The sequence below is a fragment of the Rahnella sp. PAMC25559 genome (assembly GCF_050632365.1).
GTDB classification, from domain to species: domain Bacteria; phylum Pseudomonadota; class Gammaproteobacteria; order Enterobacterales; family Enterobacteriaceae; genus Rahnella; species Rahnella rivi.
On record NZ_CP192543.1, the window covers coordinates 1,445,384 to 1,461,261 of the forward strand.

Genomic DNA, 15,878 nt, shown 5'->3' on the forward strand with positions numbered 1-15,878 from the left:
AGTTAATTTTCCGTCGAAATGAAATAAACGGGGACATGGTTCGTTAACCATACGCCATTCTCAGCCTGAAAAAAGTTGAATCCCTGTTGGTGCATCCGCAGGGCTTCAACTTTTAGCACCGCAGGCTTTCCATATCGCTGTCCGACAGCTACGGCTGTGGTTATGTCTTGCGATAAATGCACATGATGACGTGAACCTGCAATCAATCCTTGCTGAAGAATAGATTCAAGAAAGCGTGTTGCAGTGCCATGATAGAGAAATTCTGGCGGTTTTTTCTCTATATGTTGAAGGTTCACGTCTGGTGTTGAATGTCCCTGAACTGCACGAATACACTGGCCGTCTTCGGAGAGAGTAAAACGTTTCTTATCACTGCTATTTACTACTGTCTGAATTATTGCCTGATCAAGTACGCGGCCTTCTTTCGCCGCGCCGATAATCAAAGAATTGATGTCTGCCCAGCCTTCTATATCAAGTTGCAATCCGATGGTGTCAGGTTTATGACGTAAAATATAACTTAGAAATTTACTTGTTTCGTTGAGTGTCTTGCTGTCCATGATTGCCCTAATTATGTTTGCCATGGGTGCGATGCCTGAGATATTAGCATACCCAAAACACATCTCTGCCACGTTTGTAATGCGCACTGAATAGACGTCCGGAGATGGTTATCGAATCAATTTCGACGGTTGATTCAGCGAAAGTGAAAACCATTACTACGGTGATAGTGAAATGAGTTCTGTTACGAAAGCCTTTGTTTCCGAAGGCGCTTTATCGGAAATAGTAGTAAAAGTCCTAGATGATAGTGTGATTGAACTTCTTGAAGAGTTAGGATTCGTCGCTGTGTCCGGCAAGGAACAAAAAACACTATCATTAATGGCTCCCGATCAAGTCATTAAGGCAAAGCTATTCGAAAAATTACGAGATGCAGGGATTTTTTTTCGGCTGGACCAGATTGGTGTCCCGCCGACGTGTTTGAGTTATTAAGGGATCAAAAAATGCTGGCTGGGGTTTATCGAAAAATAATTTGGTGTGGACCTGAAAAGCCAAAAATAATCGAAAACTGTTAGCAATAGAATATTTAAAAATTCAGTTTGTGCAAGGCGCAGTTCTGAACCGGAAACCAACATCCCAATTTCTGTGAGTGATAGCAGGTCTACCGATATCGAATAGAAGATGATCCATTTGTTATTTCCGATGGCCGTTCGAACCCTCTGCCAAATTGTAAAATAGAGTTTTCTTGATCATTACTAATCCTCAACACCGGCCTTGCGCCGGTACTGTTTTATCTGCGGTAGCCTTTCTTATTTGCTGTTAGCTTGGTTGTTACTGCTGGTTCCCATAATTCTGCGATGCCTGACAATCTGTCGTTGAGCAGCGGGCGTGACACCGTGCTCTCTGGTGCTCAGGCGCTGGGCGATAAAATCACGGCAAACGTCGGGCGTGATTTAACGCTGACGAGCCTGCAGGACACAGACGATTACCAAACCAGGCAGCAGAGCATCAGCGGCGGGTTTAGCTTAACCTTTGGTTCAATGACCGGTTCAGCCTCATTAAGTATGAACAAGGCTAAAACCAAGAGCGAGTACGCCAGTGTAGGCGATCAAAGCGGTTTGTTTGCCGGCAATCAGGGCTATGACATCTACGTGGGTGACCATACGCAACTGAATGGCGCGGTCATTGCATCGACGGCGGATGCGGCAAATAACAGCCTTAATACCGGCACGCTGGGCTGGGATGATATCCAGAACAAGGCGAATTACAGCGCCAGCAGCGTGGGTGTGAGCGCCGGTTTCTCATCAACCCAGGAAAAGGGCAAGGAGAGGCACAACGCCGGCGGCGTGCTGCCGGTAATGGCCAGCGATAGCGGAAGTGCGTCAGGCACCACCCGTTCAGCGGTTGCGGACGGCAACGTGACGGTACGTAATACCGGGGAGCAAACTCAGGATGTGGGTACGCTGAGCCGTGATACCGATAACGCCAACGGCCATATCGACAAAATCTTTGATAAGGAAAAGATAGAGGAAAATCAGGCGCTGGCGCAGGCCATCAGCCAGGTGGGCGTGCAGACTATGCAGCACGCGGCAATGCAGGCGCAGGTGAATGCCAGAAATGAAGCGCTCGCAAGATTGTCAGGCACGGCGGAGTACAACAATGCCTCGCCTGCCGACCAGCAGAAGATACTGGAGAACTCGCCGGAAAACGTTGCTGCTGAGCAGAAATACGGCATCGGCAGCCCGTTCTGGACGGCGGGTACGGCGATATCAGGCGCGCTGGCAGGCTTGACCGGTGGCGACATGAGCCAGGCACTGGCGGGCGGGCTGGTACCTTATTTGTCTCTGGCGGTGAAGGCGGCGACCACAGACGCCAAAGGCAACGTTAATCAGGCTGAGAATATTACGGGGCACGCCCTTGCCGGCGCGGTAGTTGCCTATCTGCAGGGCGGCTCCGTGACCGGCGGCGCAGCGGGTGCTGCGACCGGCGAACTGGCGGCGCAGCTGATTGCGAAAGAGCTGTATCCGGGGGTAAAACCGGAAAATCTAACGAATGAGCAAAAGGCCAATGTGAGCGCGCTGAGCACGCTTGCCGCCGGGTTGGCAGGCGGCGTAGCCGGGGATTCGTCGTTTGCCGCAGGGACAGGTGCGGTTGCCGGGAAGACGGCGGTGGAGAATAACTTCCTCAGCGTGGAAGAAAAGACGAAGCTGGAGCTGGCGAAGCAAAAACTCCAGAACAGTAAAGATCCGGTGGAGCGTGAGCAGGCACAGCAACAGATAAACGACCTGCGTGAGAAAGATATCGCCAGCGACAAAAAGGTTATTGATGCGTGCAGTAATGGCAAGGCCGGAAGTGCGGGGTGTGCCAGTGCAAGACTTGAAGTTATAGCGGCTAAGGGCGAGTACGAAACCGGCCAATATAACAATAAAATCAGTGATATGTACGCGGACTCGTACGGGAAAATAGTTAATCTATTGAATATCACGAGCGTTGATGCGCAGAATCAGCAACAGGTAAAGGATGCGCTGACGCAATATGCAATGGATGTTCTGGGGGTAGACCGTAAGACTGCGGAAGGTTACGCCGAAACGAAGCAGGGAATGGATATCATTATTGCTTCGGTAACGCCGATAATGGGTGGCGCGGCAGCAAGTAAACTAGGAAATATAAGTACAGAAGCCAATGTAAAAGCGTCGTTGTTGAAGGAAATGTCTTCTCAGGGGATAAAATACACACCTGAAAATATTGTACAAGTTGCAAAAAATTCTGATGGGAAAATCATTTTCCTCGAATCCGGTAATGGCAAAGCCGGTTTGCAGCACTTCATCGACGAACATGCAAAAGACTTTGCGAATATCGGTGTATCTGAAGCACAAATTCCTAACGTTGTGATGAAAGCTGTCTCAGAAGGGAATATTGTTGGGTATCAAGGGAAAGGTACAGGGCGTCCTATATATGAAACTGTCATAAATGGTGAAGTTCACCGCCTCGCAATTACTGTGTCTAGCAATGGTTTTATGGTAGGTGCTAATCCTGCCGGGAGAGTAAAATGAAAATAATAAAGTTAATGGCAGATTATTACTCCTTTCCGCTGTGGAATAACTCTCCAGGAGAGGTTGGTAATATTGATCCGGAAAGTTTACCTCTTTCAGATGAATTAAAGGAGAGGCTTAATAACTGGTCGGAAAAATATGACTCAATATTAAATGATGAAGATCCAGCGTCGTCAGATTTTGCGACAAAGGAAGATCAACTAACTTTTATCCATGAAGGTGGTGAACTCGCTAAATGTCTTCAGGTCGAATTAGGGGATGCCTACCAGATTACATATTACTCTGATTATTAATCGATTAATCCCGGCCCCTGAGCTGGGATTTTTGTATCCGTCAGTCAGCCGTATCGGACGGCACTATCGTTGTGCGTGACACCGCGGCTCAGCAGCAAAATATCAAAGACCTCAGCCGCGACACGGAACATGCCAACGACAGCATCAGCCCGATATTTGATAAGGAAAAAGAGCAGAACCGTTTAAAACAGGCTCAGCTCATCGGGGAAATTGGCGGACAGGTGATGGATATTGCGCGAACGCAGGGCGATATCAACGGGCTGGAAAAGGCTCATGCCGACAACCCTGGGATCAAAAAACCGGGGCCGGAAGCTACGGAGAAAGAGCGTGATGCTTATGTTACTGCACTGAAAAATACCGACAGCTACAAAACTGAAATGGCGAAATACGGTACGGGCAGTGCTATTCAGCAGGGATTACAGGCTGCCACGGCGGTAATGCAGGGGCTGGCCGGTGGGGATTTAGCCAAGGCTATTGCAGGCGGGAGTGCACCGTATCTGGCGGAAGTTATCAAGGAGATTGCACCGGATGAAGCCAGTCGGGTAATGGCCCATGCTGTCGTAGCTGGCGCACTGGCCTCAATACAAGGTAACTCTGCCGCTGCGGGGGCAGTGGGTGCTGCGACTATGGCATTAATGGGCGAAGCGATAAAAACTGCGTTGTATGGTGATACTCCAGTAAGCCAATTAAGTGAAAGCCAGAAACAAACGTTGGTTGCGCTGGGAACCGCAGCGGCAGGGTTGGCTGGCGGGTTGGCAGGCGACAACTCGGCTAATGCGATGGTGGGGGCGCAGGCTGGCCAGAATGAAATCAGTAATAACATGGTCGGTATCGGGTTAGTTCAGCAGATGCTAGCGTATGAAACCCTGAGCTCTGCGGCGATAGCCGAAAGCGGTAAAGGTAATGCGAATGATCAGGCTGCGCTAGCGCTAACGAAAGCCGTGAAACAGGGGCTGGGTGCGAACTGTCTGGCGAATGATGTCTGTGTAATAATGGCGATAGTTGCGGCGCAGAACCAGCAACACACAGACGGTGCAGGAAGCAAAACTCAAACCGTGCCGGTGAATGATGATCTGACGGGAGGGAACCTGTTTAATCCGGTTCCGGACGAGAACAAAGGGACTTCACTGATTACGCCGGATCTGTCTGGTGATAATAAAGGCATGATTACTATTTCACCGGAAAGCCAGCCCGGTAAGAACGATGGTATTTATATTAATCCTAGACCTGCGCTAGCAGATAAGAATGACTCGAACTATATATCAGAGTCACAGGATGGGATTAATGCGGGTAATTTTTTAGATGGTACAACATATACCGATAAAGTACGCCAACAAGCATCTTCGGGAGATTATCATTCTTTCCCTGAATCAGTCGATGGATATGCTGGACAAGGTACGGTATCCGAGATCACTGGTGGTGATGGTGTCAAGCGTTGGAAGCTCGAAATACCTGGTACTTACAGAGGAAGTGAAGGTGTTTTCGAATATATACGAAATCCAGATGGGACGATTAATCATCGACTTTTTGTTCAGGATAAAAAATAAAGAGGGCTATAAGTTATGATTGGAAAAATTTTAGAGTTATATGCCCGTTGCGGACATAGCTTACTTGAAAATGGTTTAAATGAGGCAGTGTTGCCTATATCTTCATCAAATGATGCTCTTGATATTTTTAAAGAAAATGGCTGGTTAGTTTTAGGTGGTGATGTTTATCAGCGTGGAAGTGATGGGGGTATGAATAACTTTTATGCAGATTGGTTCAGCTCCTCATCTGATCCAATTGAAGCTACTGAATATGCAAAAGAGCATATTAATGGCTTGAAAGGCGATAATTTATTTATCTCTTTTACTATAAAATCATAATACTAAACTCCGGACAATCTGGTCGAGGTAGTGGCCGGGTAGCTGCGATATCAACCTTGTCAGCGGGTCTTGCTGGCGTGATTACCGGTGACAGCAGTGCCAATGCGGTAGAAGGTGCACAGGCTGGTAATAATGCGCTTGAGAATAATGCGCTGAGTCTGCCGCACAACAAAGCGCGTGCTCATGAGATAACTCAGTGCCAGGGCGATTCTGCCTGTGAAGATGCTGGAGAACTCGCCGGAAAACGTTGCTGCTGAGCAGAAATACGGCATCGGCAGCCCGTTCTGGACGGCGGGCACGGCGATATCAGGCGCGCTGGCAGGCTTAACCGGTGGTGACATGAGTCAGGCACTGGCGGGCGGGCTGGCACCTTATTTGTCCCTGGCGGTGAAGGCGGCGACCACAGACGCCAAAGGCAACGTTAATCAGGCTGAGAATATTACGGGGCACGCCCTTGCCGGCGCGGTAGTTGCCTATCTGCAGGGCGGCTCCGTGACCGGCGGCGCAGCGGGTGCGGCGACCGGCGAACTGGCGGCGCAGCTGATTGTGAAAGAGCTGTATCCGGGGGTAAAACCGGAAAACCTGACAAATGAGCAAAAGGCGAATGTGAGCGCCTTGAGCACGCTGGCCGCAGGACTGGCAGGCGGCGTAGCCGGTGATTCGTCGTTTGCCGCAGGGACAGGTGCGGTTGCCGGGAAGACGGCGGTTGAGAATAATTTCCTTAGCCCACAACAAGCTGAAACACTGAATAAGTCTATTGAGGATCAGAAAGCTGGTAAAAACCTACTAGAGGCTTCACAGAATATCGTCAGGCTGACGAATGAAGACCGAGCTAGCAATGTGTTGCTGCAACAGTACCAATCAGGCCAACCACTGACAGAAGGCCAGAAGCGAGAGCTAGCCGGATTGCTTAACCAGTATGGTTATGAACTTCAGTCTATGTACGGGTATACCCCAGAGCACGCGGCTGACGCTATTCAGTCACTGGTTGCAGGTAAGGCATTTGTCGCCTCCACAGGAAATATCAAAGCGTATAACGAGGCGCTGAGTTATCTGAAAGGATACAGTGTCCAGTCTGGCCAAGCCGCATTAGGAACTGATGCTCTACTCGCTTTGCCAGGTGCACCGGGGATTATTGCTCGTTCAACTCTGGCTGCTGGTGGGGCTTATCAAACCGGTACTGGGATCGGTCAGGTCGTTGATGGCAACTACGGAGAAGGTGCACTAAATATCGGCTTAGGGACAGCGGCAATCTTTGGTGGTGTTGCGGGAAATAATGTCATAGGTAAGACAGATGGCGCCATAACGTCACCGAATAACTCCAACATATGGCAAACAGGCTCTATCGGTAATGTGATTACAAAATCTGAGGGGTCTTTAACGGGGCCTGTAACCAAGATGGAGTCAGGGATGACGAAAGAGAATATCCGCTCTCTCAACAGGGAAAATGAGAGTGCTCAAATTCTTTCGCAATCAGGATTTTATATAGAGCAGAACCCTTCTATAGCTGGAAATAAGAATCCAGATTACCGGATTAATGGCGAGATCTTTGATAACTATGCCCCTAGATCTAATAGTGTGCGAAATATCTACAGCGAGGTTAAATCTAAAGTAGACAAAGGCCAGACATCTAATGTCGTGATCAATATGTCTGACACTAAAGTTAGCATTCCAGAACTTCAAAAACAGCTAACGCAGTGGCCAATTATGGGATTGGATAAAGTTATCGTAATTGATAAAACCGGCAACGCTATTAGGGTGAAGTGAGGATGCTATGTCTATAGGATTAACATGTTTTACTAAGCTGACTTGTGCTGATTTGCAACATAAGTTGAACGAATTTGCGACACGATATCCAGATGTATTCCCCGCGCACTACTATTTATCTACTGCGGGTATACCACATCCAATTCAAAAAGAGGTATCTAATGAATTTGGGTTGGATCCGATATCGTATTGTTATATATCAGTAAATAATAAATCGCTTAAAATATCGACTGATAAGATGGCTGAGATGATTAGGGAAGCTCTAGGGGCGGACAATGTCATTGTTCTTTTAAATAGTGAAGATTTAATCTAAATCCTGTAATAGGTCCCGGCCTACTGGCCGGGATTTTTGCTTCTAAGCTCTGAAACTGTCAGCTTCCAGCCTTGCAACCGGAGCAAACTGGGCGCAGCGGTGACTTCCAGTTGTTCCGCATCGATAATGCCGGACTCGGTGAGCCAGTCGCCACCGATAATCACCTCGCCGTTCTCTATCACCCAATCCGTCCGCAAATCTTGCCGCTGTTGGCTAACGTCGGCAACCTCTCACTTGCGGGGGCGGGCAATAACGGACACGCCAGTGGTACTGTAAGCATCCCGCTTAACCGGCCCATTCACTTTTAGAGATCTTCGGACATACAGATCATGTCCCTGAGGAGATCGCTATGCGTAAGATCCGATTCACCGAGTACCAGATCATCACCGTTCTAAAGTCTGTTAAAGCCGGACGTACTGTCAAAGATGTCTGCCGCGAAGCGGGAATATCTGAGGCTTCATACTATAACTGGAAAGCGAAGTATGGTGGCATGGAAGCCTCTGATATCAAAAAGATGAAGGATCTTGAGGACGAAAACCGCCGTCTCAAACAGATGTTTGCCGACCTGAGTCTGGAAAATCGCGCGTTAAAAGACGTCATCGAAAAAAGCTTTAAAACCAGCGATAAAACGTGAGCTCGTCGACTATCTGACCACCCAGTTTACGATGAGCATACGCCATGCATGCAGGACGTTATCGCTGAGTAGGACGGTGTTTCGCTATCAACCGGATACGCGACGTGATGAACCGGTGATCCATAGGCTGACTGAGGCGGCTGAACGCTATCCCTGCTACGGTTTTAAGAAGCTTTTTCAGGTGCTTCGCAGGCAGGGGCACGTCTGGAATCACAAGCGGGTACACCGGATTTACTGTCTGTTAAAACTGAATTTTCGTCGTAAGGGTAAACAACGCCTGCCGGTGCGCGATCCGGCTCCGCTGGCAACGCCGGAAGCACTCAACCAAATCTGGTCGATTGATTTTATGCACGACGCCCTGACATGTGGCCGACGTGTTCGGCCCTTCAACATCGTGGATGATTTTAACCGAGAGGATCTGACCATCGAAATTGACCTGAATATCCCGGCGCAGCATGCTGTATGGGTGTTGGACAGAATAGTGGCAAACCGTGTATTTCCGCTGAAGAGGCGAACGGATACGGGCCGAAACTGATATCGCTGGCTCTGGCACAAAGGGCTGAGGCCCATGATGTAATGCTGGAATTTATCAAGCCAGGCAAACCGACACAAAACGTATTTATCGAACGGTTTAACCGAACGTTCCGGACCGAATACTGGATTTTTATCTGTTCAGAACGCTGAATGAAGCACGGGAAATAACGGAACGTTGGCTGAATGAATACAACAGTGAGCGGCCCCATGAATCCCTGAATAACCTGACGCCGGAAGAATACCGGCTGATGGCCGAGAACACGGAAATCTCAAAAAGTGTGTGGAACTAAAGCTGGGATACTTACAATTTTATTGATCGACATGTAGGAAAAACTGAAGCGGAGTTATTTGATAGAGTGTCTACAGGTAATACAAAAACAGCATCTACATTTACTGATAGAGCTACAGCAGAAGCTGTAACAAGTAAAGCCATTGATAGTAATCAATCGAAGATCCAGAGTTATTTATCTGGTAGCCAAAAAGGTTACTTAGAACTTGATTATCAATCTTCTGCTGCTATTGGTATTAGCGTTACTCGTGGTTCTACAAATGTTGTACCAACCACAAATGCCAGAATTATCATTGGAAGGGATCCTTCAATGCCAGAGGGATATAAAATCATTACAGGATATCCAACACCATGAATATTAAAGAGAAATATCCTTCCTTGTCATATTTGCTAAGATGCTACTTTAACCAAGATTTTGAAGTGCTCTTTGGCAACGCGGATGAAACATTAGCAGCTTATAAGGCTACCGAAACTGCGGAAGAGCGATTGCAGATGAAAGCTGAAATAGATTATCTGTTGGCACTTTCTCTGTCAGATGATGAATTACAAGACATTTTGCTTAACAAAATTGATTGTAATTATTATTACCCTAACGAATGGCCTTCATCTGAAGAATGGTTAAAGCATATATACAAACAAATGAACTGAAAGATCCCGGCCACCGAGCCGGGATTTTTACCTGTCAGCTGTCAAATCCACTTCCCGACAGGAGGCTTCTTAGCGGTGATCACCCCAATAAACTCAAGGATTTGCTGTTGCTTACGGCCCGAGAGCTTACAGACCTTCTTCAGTGTCTGCATAATCTCCGGCTCTGGCGGCGGTGTGGGTTCGGGATCTTGTGGGGTCAGCACCAGCCAACCGGGCATCACGCGAACCTTCAGCGGTGTACCGGTTGTAAACCCCGCATCTTCCAGCCAGTCGCTTTTAAGTGTGGTTGTTGTGGTTGCTCTTTAACAGCGTTGGGGAAAGTGGCTTGCAACGCGCAGCGTTATCTCGGCGTTATCCATGGTTTTTTCCAGCTTGGCGGCATCAGCCCGACGGCGCGAAACCTGATGCGGGATCTCGCCTGGCGCGTCAGTTCATTGGATAAGCCGTAATCTGGCGTGTTTTAGTCATACTGTTGTTGGCTTTTTCACACAGCTCGAACAGCGCAGGGATAAGGTGGGCCGAGGCTTTCAGGTAACCACTGACCTGCGCAATCCCTTCAGGGGGGAGTGTCTCGCAATTCTCCAGACCTTCGCTCAGGCACAGTAAACCCTGGCACAACCCTTCGGCTGATTCGGACGCCAGCGCGCTGAGATCGTAGAGTTGTGCCTCGGCAAAGTGTCCTACGTCCAGCTCGGAAATCAGTGAACGAAATACGGTGATGGAATTAGCGGTGAATGCGGTGTTGTCGGTATCAGTCATGATGATCATTCCATTGTCAGTGAGTTGAAATCCCTTTTCCGGCCGGGAAGTTGCCGCTGCGAAGTCACTCTATCTTTGTTGAAGGTCCAAAGAAATAACCTGTATGCATTTACAGTATTTTGTTGCGGGAGTTGGAAGGCAACTCGCAATTTTTGGCGCAGCGAAGAGAGTCTAATTCGTGGGATTTATACAGTAAGAGGAATTTTTAGGCAGTTTTGGTTTTTGCGAGATGTTTTGGAAAAGGGGATGAATTTAACGTGTAAACGGGGGGTTATCGCGCCTAACTTTGGTAAAAGTGGTCAAACTATTCAAAAAATAAATGCATGAGTTGTATGGAATCAAGAACGCCTTATACTTCCAACCTATTGATTCAACTAACAGGTGTCGATAGATGGCGGATGAAGAGGTTTGCGTAGTTCTCTCTGAGAATGACGTATCAAAGTGGGATGATAAAACTGGTGAGCGATATCATTTTCCTAAGCAGTATCAAAAATCACTCCGCCCTGGCATGCGTTTTGTGTATTACAAGGGCAGATTAAAGCCCGAGAATAAACAGTATTCTTCACAGCGTTTATCAAGTGAACCACACTATTTTGGCATTGGCCGCATAAGCGAAATCAAACCCGATGAAGCAGGGCATCTTTATGCTGTTTTGACAGACTTTCAGCAGTTTGAGCAAGCTGTGCTGGCTAAAAATGCTGGCGCTTATTACGAAGAAATCCCTGAGCAGCAGAAATCCAATTACTGGCGTTTCAGTGTTCGTCCTATTTCAGCAGATGTCTTTGCTGACATCGCCGTAGCCGCCGCGCTAACTGAACCTCGCCACATCATCAGCGATATTAAAAATGAAGCGGTGCATGTTGAAAATGAAGCTGACGAAGAATCGCTGGTTTCTTACCAAGAAGGTAAAAAATCTTCCAAGTTTGTCACCATTTATGAAAGAGATCAGAGGCTAAAAAAACTCGCTAAAAGTTATCACGGCACTACTTGCTATGCCTGTGGCTTTAATTTCGAGGATTTCTACGGAGAGTATGCAAAAGACTTTATCCATATTCATCACGTGGTGCCGGTTTCGGAGTTTGGCCAATCAAAAGCAGTGGATTATAAAACGGAACTCGTTCCCGTTTGTGCTAACTGCCATGGGATCATTCATCGTAAAAAAGACCGCACGCTTTCAATTGATGAATTGAAAAGCATGATCGCTGCAAGTCAAAAAACGCCCTAACAAGGGCGTTTTAACGTCTAGCTAATCCCCCTCCTAAAAAATCCGCCCCATCTCCAGCTGCCCCATCAGTAACGCGTTATCACTGTAATCCACCGGCACGGCGACGACGGCAGGGCCTTGTACGTCCATGGCGGCGCGGAGTGTGCTTTCCAGCGTTTCGGCGGAGGTGACGGCAAAACCTTTGGCGCCGAAGGCGTCGGCGTAGGCTTTGAAATCTATCGGGCCGAACTGGATGCCGGAGGTGCGGTGGTATTTTTTCTCTTCCTGGATGGCCACCATGTTGTACGCCTCATCAACCCAGATGATGTGCAGCAGGTTGACGCCCAGACGGACGGCGGTTTCCAGTTCCATGCTTGATTGCATAAAGCCACCGTCGCCGGAAACGGACACCACTTTGCGGCCCGGATCGACCAGCGCGGCACCGATAGCCCACGGTAATGCGACGCCCATGGTTTGCTGGCCGTTGGAAATCAGCACCTGACGGGCGCGGAAACTGTAGAGGTAGCGGGCGATCCAGATATGGAAACTGCCCATGTCGACGCACAGGGTGACGTCGCTGTTGACGATGTCCTGCATCGCGCGCACCAGGCGCAGCGGGTGGATTGCAAACTGATTCAGGCTGCGGCCTTTCTGAGCCAGCAGCTCACGTTGCTGGCGGCGATCTTCGAGGATCTCGACAGATGACGCGCTCAGATCGATGCGCTGATGGATCTGTTCGGTCAGCAGATCCAGCGTGTCGGCGATGTCGCCCACCAGCTCGACGTCCGGCAGATAATCGCTGTCCGTTTCGGCGGGCATGACGTCGATATGCACCAGTTCGGCGTTGTCGTTACTCCACTGCGCCGGTTCGTACTCGACCGGGCTGTAACCGATGGTGATCACCAGATCGGCATTACGCAGCAGGCGGTCACCGGCCTGATTGTTGAACAAACCGACGCGCCCGGCGAAGCGGTGGAAGGAAGCCTGATCAATAACGCCCGCCGCCTGATAAGTGCTGGTCACCGGCAGATCGCTTTTATGCAGCAGACGGCGGATCGCTTCGGCGTTACGCGGCTGGCTGGCCATCAGGCCGAGCAGCAGCACCGGATTTTTAGCCTGTCGCAGCAGGCGCGCCACTTGCATGATCGCATCATGCGGCGCGCTGCCGAGCACCGGTGCCTGCGAGGTCAGCAGTTTGCCGCTGGCCGGTTCGTTGACGATATCCATCGGCAGGCTGATAAATGCTGCGCCGGGGCGGCCAAACTCGGCGGCGCGAAAGCCGTTCGCCAGCACTTCGGCCAGCGCGGAAGGGGAGGTGACTTCAGCGGAATACTTCGTCACCGGGCGAAACATCGCGACGGTGTCCATGGTCTGGTGCACCTGTTTGACGTGGTCGGCGCGTTTTACCGCACCGCCCAGCGCAACCAGCGGATCGCCTTCGGAGGTCGCGGTGGCGACGCCGGTGATAAGGTTCGAGCAGCCGGGACCGGAGGTGACCAGCGCGACGCCCGCTTTACCGGTCAGGCGGCCAACCGCGCCGGCCATAAAGGCGGCGTTGGCTTCGTGACGGACCGGGATCAGCGTAATGCTGGAATCGAGCAGAGAGTCAAAGACGCGATCGATTTTTGCGCCGGGAATGCCGAATACGTGTTTTACGCCCTGGGCTTCAAGCTGCGCGACCACCAGATCCGCACCGCATTTCCACTCGGTTTTACTGTCTGAATTTTTCATGGTGTCACTCCTTCGATGTGGCGGTGATTAACTTTCAACGGACTGGATGGCGTCGTTCAAATCATCCGGGCATAAATTGGCGTGCAGGAAATCGCTGTCCTGCGGGAAGTCGATCAGCAATTTTTCAACGGTGCCGAAGGTCAGCGTGCCGCTCTCCACCTGATAATCCAGCACGTGGCCGCCGCTGCTGCGTTCCTGATTAATAAAGTGTTCGTGGTATCCGGCGACGTTGATGCCCTGCATATAAGCAGGGGTCAGAAACCCAATCAGCACGCCCTGGCTGTGTTCGATATGGTAAGTCGGCTGGGCTTCGATGGCTTCGAGCATCGGTTTATAAGGCCGGTGCTGTTCCGGCACGGTGCGCGTCTCGACCCGGCTGAATCTCCCGTCAATGCGCAGCGCGCAGAAGGTGTTCTGGCTGGCGACAACCTCGTCGATCACGTGATGGATCTGCTCGCGGCTGTGCGGACGTTCGATGTGGTATTCATGGGTGGGATTAAAGAATGTCATGACGGCGAACGGCGTTTTTTGTTCCGGGCTGGCGCGTCTTGCGCTGCCGTCGCCGCGCAGCTGGAAGATGTTGCTGTTAAAGGCGATCAGCTCACCGTCGAGATGATTGAAGGTGCCGAGGCCAAAATCGCCATGCCGGAGCAGGTCGGCCATCGTCGTCTCGCCCTCATAAACGCCGCTGAGCAGGGCGCTCATCAGTGATGACTGATACAACACGCGGTCAGGATGTTGTTGCTTAAACGCCGTGGCCGTGCGGGCGATATCGGCGACGCAGGAACAGGAATCGGAATGGTTTTTCATGCAGAGCTCCGGATGGAATGATTAACTTAGCTAACTAAAGGTTGACGCCATTCCGCCCTGAGTTCCAATATGAGGAGGTGTTCACTTTGAGACGTTTTTGATATGGAACTGCGTCATCTGCGCTATTTTGTGGCGGTGGCAGAGACGGGGCACTTCACCCGTGCTGCTGAACAACTGGGCATCTCCCAGCCTCCTCTGAGCCAGCAAATCCAGCGGCTCGAACATGAAATCGGTACCCCTTTACTGAAACGCCTGACCCGTGGCGTTGAGCTGACCGAAGCCGGAAAAGTGCTGTACGACGAGGCGCTGAATATCATCAAACTGACCGATGCCGCCCTTGAGCGCACGCGCTCGGTGGCCCGTGGCATGAACGGCACGTTGCGCATCGGTTTTGCGACTTCGACCGCGTTTAATCCGCAGGTTTTTTCGCTCTTACATCGCTTTCGGGATAAATATCCAGGCATGGTGATGGAGCCGCAGGAAAAAGACATGGCAGGGCTGATGACCGCGCTGGGCGAGGGCGCACTCGACGTGGCCTTTATTCGTCTGCCCTGCGAACGCAGCAAAGCGTTCAGTTTTAAGGTTCTGGATATTGAAGAGATGATGGTGGCGCTGCCGAAAACGCATCCGCTCAGCCAGGGGAAGGACGTCCGGCTGGCGGCATTGCGTCACGACGCGCTGATCACTTTTCCACGGGATTTATCGCCGGGGTTGTACGATGCGGTGACGACGGCCTGCGAAGAAGCGGGTTTTTCGCCACGCTATGGTCAGCAGTGTCCGCAAATCACGTCATCGCTGAGTATGGTGGCGACAGGATTTGGTTACGCGCTGGTGCCGGCGTCGCTCGGTAAAATTGATGAGAATAATGTGCGCTGTCTGCCCATTGCCGGGCAGACATTGACGACGCAGATAGCGCTGGCGTGGCGCAGAACCGATAACTGCAAGGCCGCGCTGCATCTGGTGGGGTTGTTATAACTACACCACAATAATCACAGACACCCGACGGTTCTGCGCGCGTCCTTCCTGCGTTTTATTGCTGGCGACCGGCTGGCTCTGACCTAATCCGCGCGTGTGAATATTGGCGCGTGGCATGCCGGCCTGAGCAAAGGCCGCGGCGACGGTGTTGGCGCGGCGCAGTGACAGATCGTTGTTGTAGCCGACATCACCGTAGTTGTCGGTGTGGCCGTCGAGATTCACTTTCATCAGGCCAACATGCAGCAAATCGCTGGCAAGTTTTTCGACCGTTTTTTCACTTTCCGGTGAAAGCGTCGCCTGATTGTTACCAAACAGCACTTTCGCATCCAGACCCAGTTCCCAGCCTGCGGCCGTCTGCGTGAAGCCATTTTTTTGCAAAACAGCGATCTGTTCCGCAGTGAGTCCGGCGGGTTTGGTCTGGCAGGCGGCCAGCAGCAAAATGCACAGTCCCATCGCGGCGAACTGATACCAGGTTTTCAATGTGTGATACGCGTGCATGGTGGTGTTAACTCCT

Annotated in this window: 19 protein-coding genes and 2 pseudogenes; 15 read left to right on the forward strand and 6 right to left on the reverse strand. The window is 50.5% G+C overall.

The genetic code is table 11. The annotated features are described in order from the left end of the window. Positions 1-2: 2 nt before the first annotated feature. On the reverse strand, positions 3-578 hold the full coding sequence (locus tag ACQZQY_RS07990) for an RNA 2'-phosphotransferase (RefSeq protein ID WP_431296899.1): 576 nt from the start codon (positions 576-578) through the stop codon (positions 3-5). Between the two features lie 148 nt (positions 579-726). On the opposite strand from ACQZQY_RS07990, the gene ACQZQY_RS07995 reads away from it, so the two are divergent. The 12 genes and pseudogenes from ACQZQY_RS07995 (at position 727) to ACQZQY_RS08050 (ending at position 9,885) form a co-directional block, all read left to right on the forward strand. Beyond that, complete coding sequence (locus tag ACQZQY_RS07995; RefSeq protein ID WP_122094329.1) at positions 727-981, forward strand: hypothetical protein; 255 nt, start codon at positions 727-729, stop codon at positions 979-981. A gap of 365 nt (positions 982-1,346) precedes the next feature. After that, positions 1,347-3,542: a VENN motif pre-toxin domain-containing protein gene (locus tag ACQZQY_RS08000; RefSeq protein WP_431296900.1), complete on the forward strand. Its 2,196-nt coding sequence runs from the start codon at positions 1,347-1,349 to the stop codon at positions 3,540-3,542. Beyond that, the gene (locus ACQZQY_RS08005; RefSeq protein ID WP_112151912.1) at positions 3,539-3,835 is read left to right on the forward strand and encodes a hypothetical protein; all 297 of its coding nucleotides are present in this window, start codon (positions 3,539-3,541) and stop codon (positions 3,833-3,835) included. Before ACQZQY_RS08000 ends, ACQZQY_RS08005 begins: the two co-directional genes overlap by 4 nt. 71 nt (positions 3,836-3,906) lie before the next feature. Further along, positions 3,907-5,382, forward strand: coding sequence for a VENN motif pre-toxin domain-containing protein (locus ACQZQY_RS08010; protein WP_431296901.1), 1,476 nt, complete (start codon positions 3,907-3,909; stop codon positions 5,380-5,382). 15 nt (positions 5,383-5,397) lie between these two features. Then, positions 5,398-5,700 (forward strand): hypothetical protein, encoded by a 303-nt coding sequence (locus ACQZQY_RS08015; protein ID WP_122094344.1) that lies wholly within the window; start codon positions 5,398-5,400, stop codon positions 5,698-5,700. Positions 5,701-5,777: 77 nt separating this feature from the next. After that, positions 5,778-5,957 (forward strand): VENN motif pre-toxin domain-containing protein, encoded by a 180-nt coding sequence (locus ACQZQY_RS08020; protein WP_338019872.1) that lies wholly within the window; start codon positions 5,778-5,780, stop codon positions 5,955-5,957. Beyond that, on the forward strand, positions 5,923-7,467 hold the full coding sequence (locus tag ACQZQY_RS08025) for a VENN motif pre-toxin domain-containing protein (RefSeq protein ID WP_431297168.1): 1,545 nt from the start codon (positions 5,923-5,925) through the stop codon (positions 7,465-7,467). Before ACQZQY_RS08020 ends, ACQZQY_RS08025 begins: the two co-directional genes overlap by 35 nt. 7 nt (positions 7,468-7,474) lie before the next feature. Continuing rightward, positions 7,475-7,780, forward strand: a complete 306-nt coding sequence (locus tag ACQZQY_RS08030; RefSeq protein ID WP_136377220.1) for a hypothetical protein — start codon at positions 7,475-7,477, stop codon at positions 7,778-7,780. 110 nt (positions 7,781-7,890) lie between these two features. Further along, positions 7,891-8,088, forward strand: coding sequence for a hypothetical protein (locus ACQZQY_RS08035; protein ID WP_431296902.1), 198 nt, complete (start codon positions 7,891-7,893; stop codon positions 8,086-8,088). Between the two features lie 41 nt (positions 8,089-8,129). Continuing rightward, positions 8,130-9,238, forward strand: a pseudogene (locus ACQZQY_RS08040) (IS3 family transposase). A 66-nt stretch (positions 9,239-9,304) separates the two neighbouring features. After that, a complete protein-coding gene (locus tag ACQZQY_RS08045) occupies positions 9,305-9,592 on the forward strand; it encodes an RNase A-like domain-containing protein (protein WP_431296903.1) in 288 nt (95 codons plus the stop codon). Beyond that, complete coding sequence (locus ACQZQY_RS08050) at positions 9,589-9,885, forward strand: contact-dependent growth inhibition system immunity protein (RefSeq protein WP_238485214.1); 297 nt, start codon at positions 9,589-9,591, stop codon at positions 9,883-9,885. Before ACQZQY_RS08045 ends, ACQZQY_RS08050 begins: the two co-directional genes overlap by 4 nt. A 41-nt stretch (positions 9,886-9,926) precedes the next feature. Here ACQZQY_RS08050 and ACQZQY_RS08055 read toward each other — a convergent pair whose 3' ends face one another. Continuing rightward, entirely contained in the window at positions 9,927-10,106 is a 180-nt protein-coding gene (locus ACQZQY_RS08055) for a hypothetical protein (protein WP_431296904.1), read from the reverse strand. Positions 10,107-10,205: 99 nt separating this feature from the next. On the opposite strand from ACQZQY_RS08055, the pseudogene ACQZQY_RS08060 reads away from it, so the two are divergent. Continuing rightward, positions 10,206-10,334, forward strand: a pseudogene (locus tag ACQZQY_RS08060) (alpha/beta hydrolase); the annotation flags it as partial. Here ACQZQY_RS08060 and ACQZQY_RS08065 read toward each other — a convergent pair. Then, positions 10,312-10,644, reverse strand: a complete 333-nt coding sequence (locus ACQZQY_RS08065; protein ID WP_056777196.1) for a hypothetical protein — start codon at positions 10,642-10,644, stop codon at positions 10,312-10,314. The pseudogene ACQZQY_RS08060 and the gene ACQZQY_RS08065 overlap by 23 nt on opposite strands. Positions 10,645-11,035: 391 nt before the next feature. On the opposite strand from ACQZQY_RS08065, the gene ACQZQY_RS08070 reads away from it, so the two are divergent. Further along, positions 11,036-11,869, forward strand: coding sequence for an HNH endonuclease (locus ACQZQY_RS08070; RefSeq protein WP_431296905.1), 834 nt, complete (start codon positions 11,036-11,038; stop codon positions 11,867-11,869). 33 nt (positions 11,870-11,902) lie between these two features. Here the strand turns inward: ACQZQY_RS08070 and alsS are convergent, their stop codons facing one another. Continuing rightward, entirely contained in the window at positions 11,903-13,579 is a 1,677-nt protein-coding gene (gene alsS / locus ACQZQY_RS08075; RefSeq protein ID WP_183848487.1) for an acetolactate synthase AlsS, read from the reverse strand. Positions 13,580-13,606: 27 nt separating this feature from the next. Further along, positions 13,607-14,389, reverse strand: a complete 783-nt coding sequence (budA, locus tag ACQZQY_RS08080) for an acetolactate decarboxylase (RefSeq protein WP_136374779.1) — start codon at positions 14,387-14,389, stop codon at positions 13,607-13,609. 102 nt (positions 14,390-14,491) lie between these two features. On the opposite strand from budA, the gene ACQZQY_RS08085 reads away from it, so the two are divergent. After that, positions 14,492-15,364, forward strand: coding sequence for a LysR family transcriptional regulator (locus ACQZQY_RS08085; RefSeq protein ID WP_056776591.1), 873 nt, complete (start codon positions 14,492-14,494; stop codon positions 15,362-15,364). On the opposite strand, the gene ACQZQY_RS08090 is transcribed toward ACQZQY_RS08085, so the two are convergent. After that, entirely contained in the window at positions 15,365-15,862 is a 498-nt protein-coding gene (locus tag ACQZQY_RS08090) for an OmpA family protein (RefSeq protein WP_056776593.1), read from the reverse strand. Positions 15,863-15,878 lie beyond the last annotated feature (16 nt).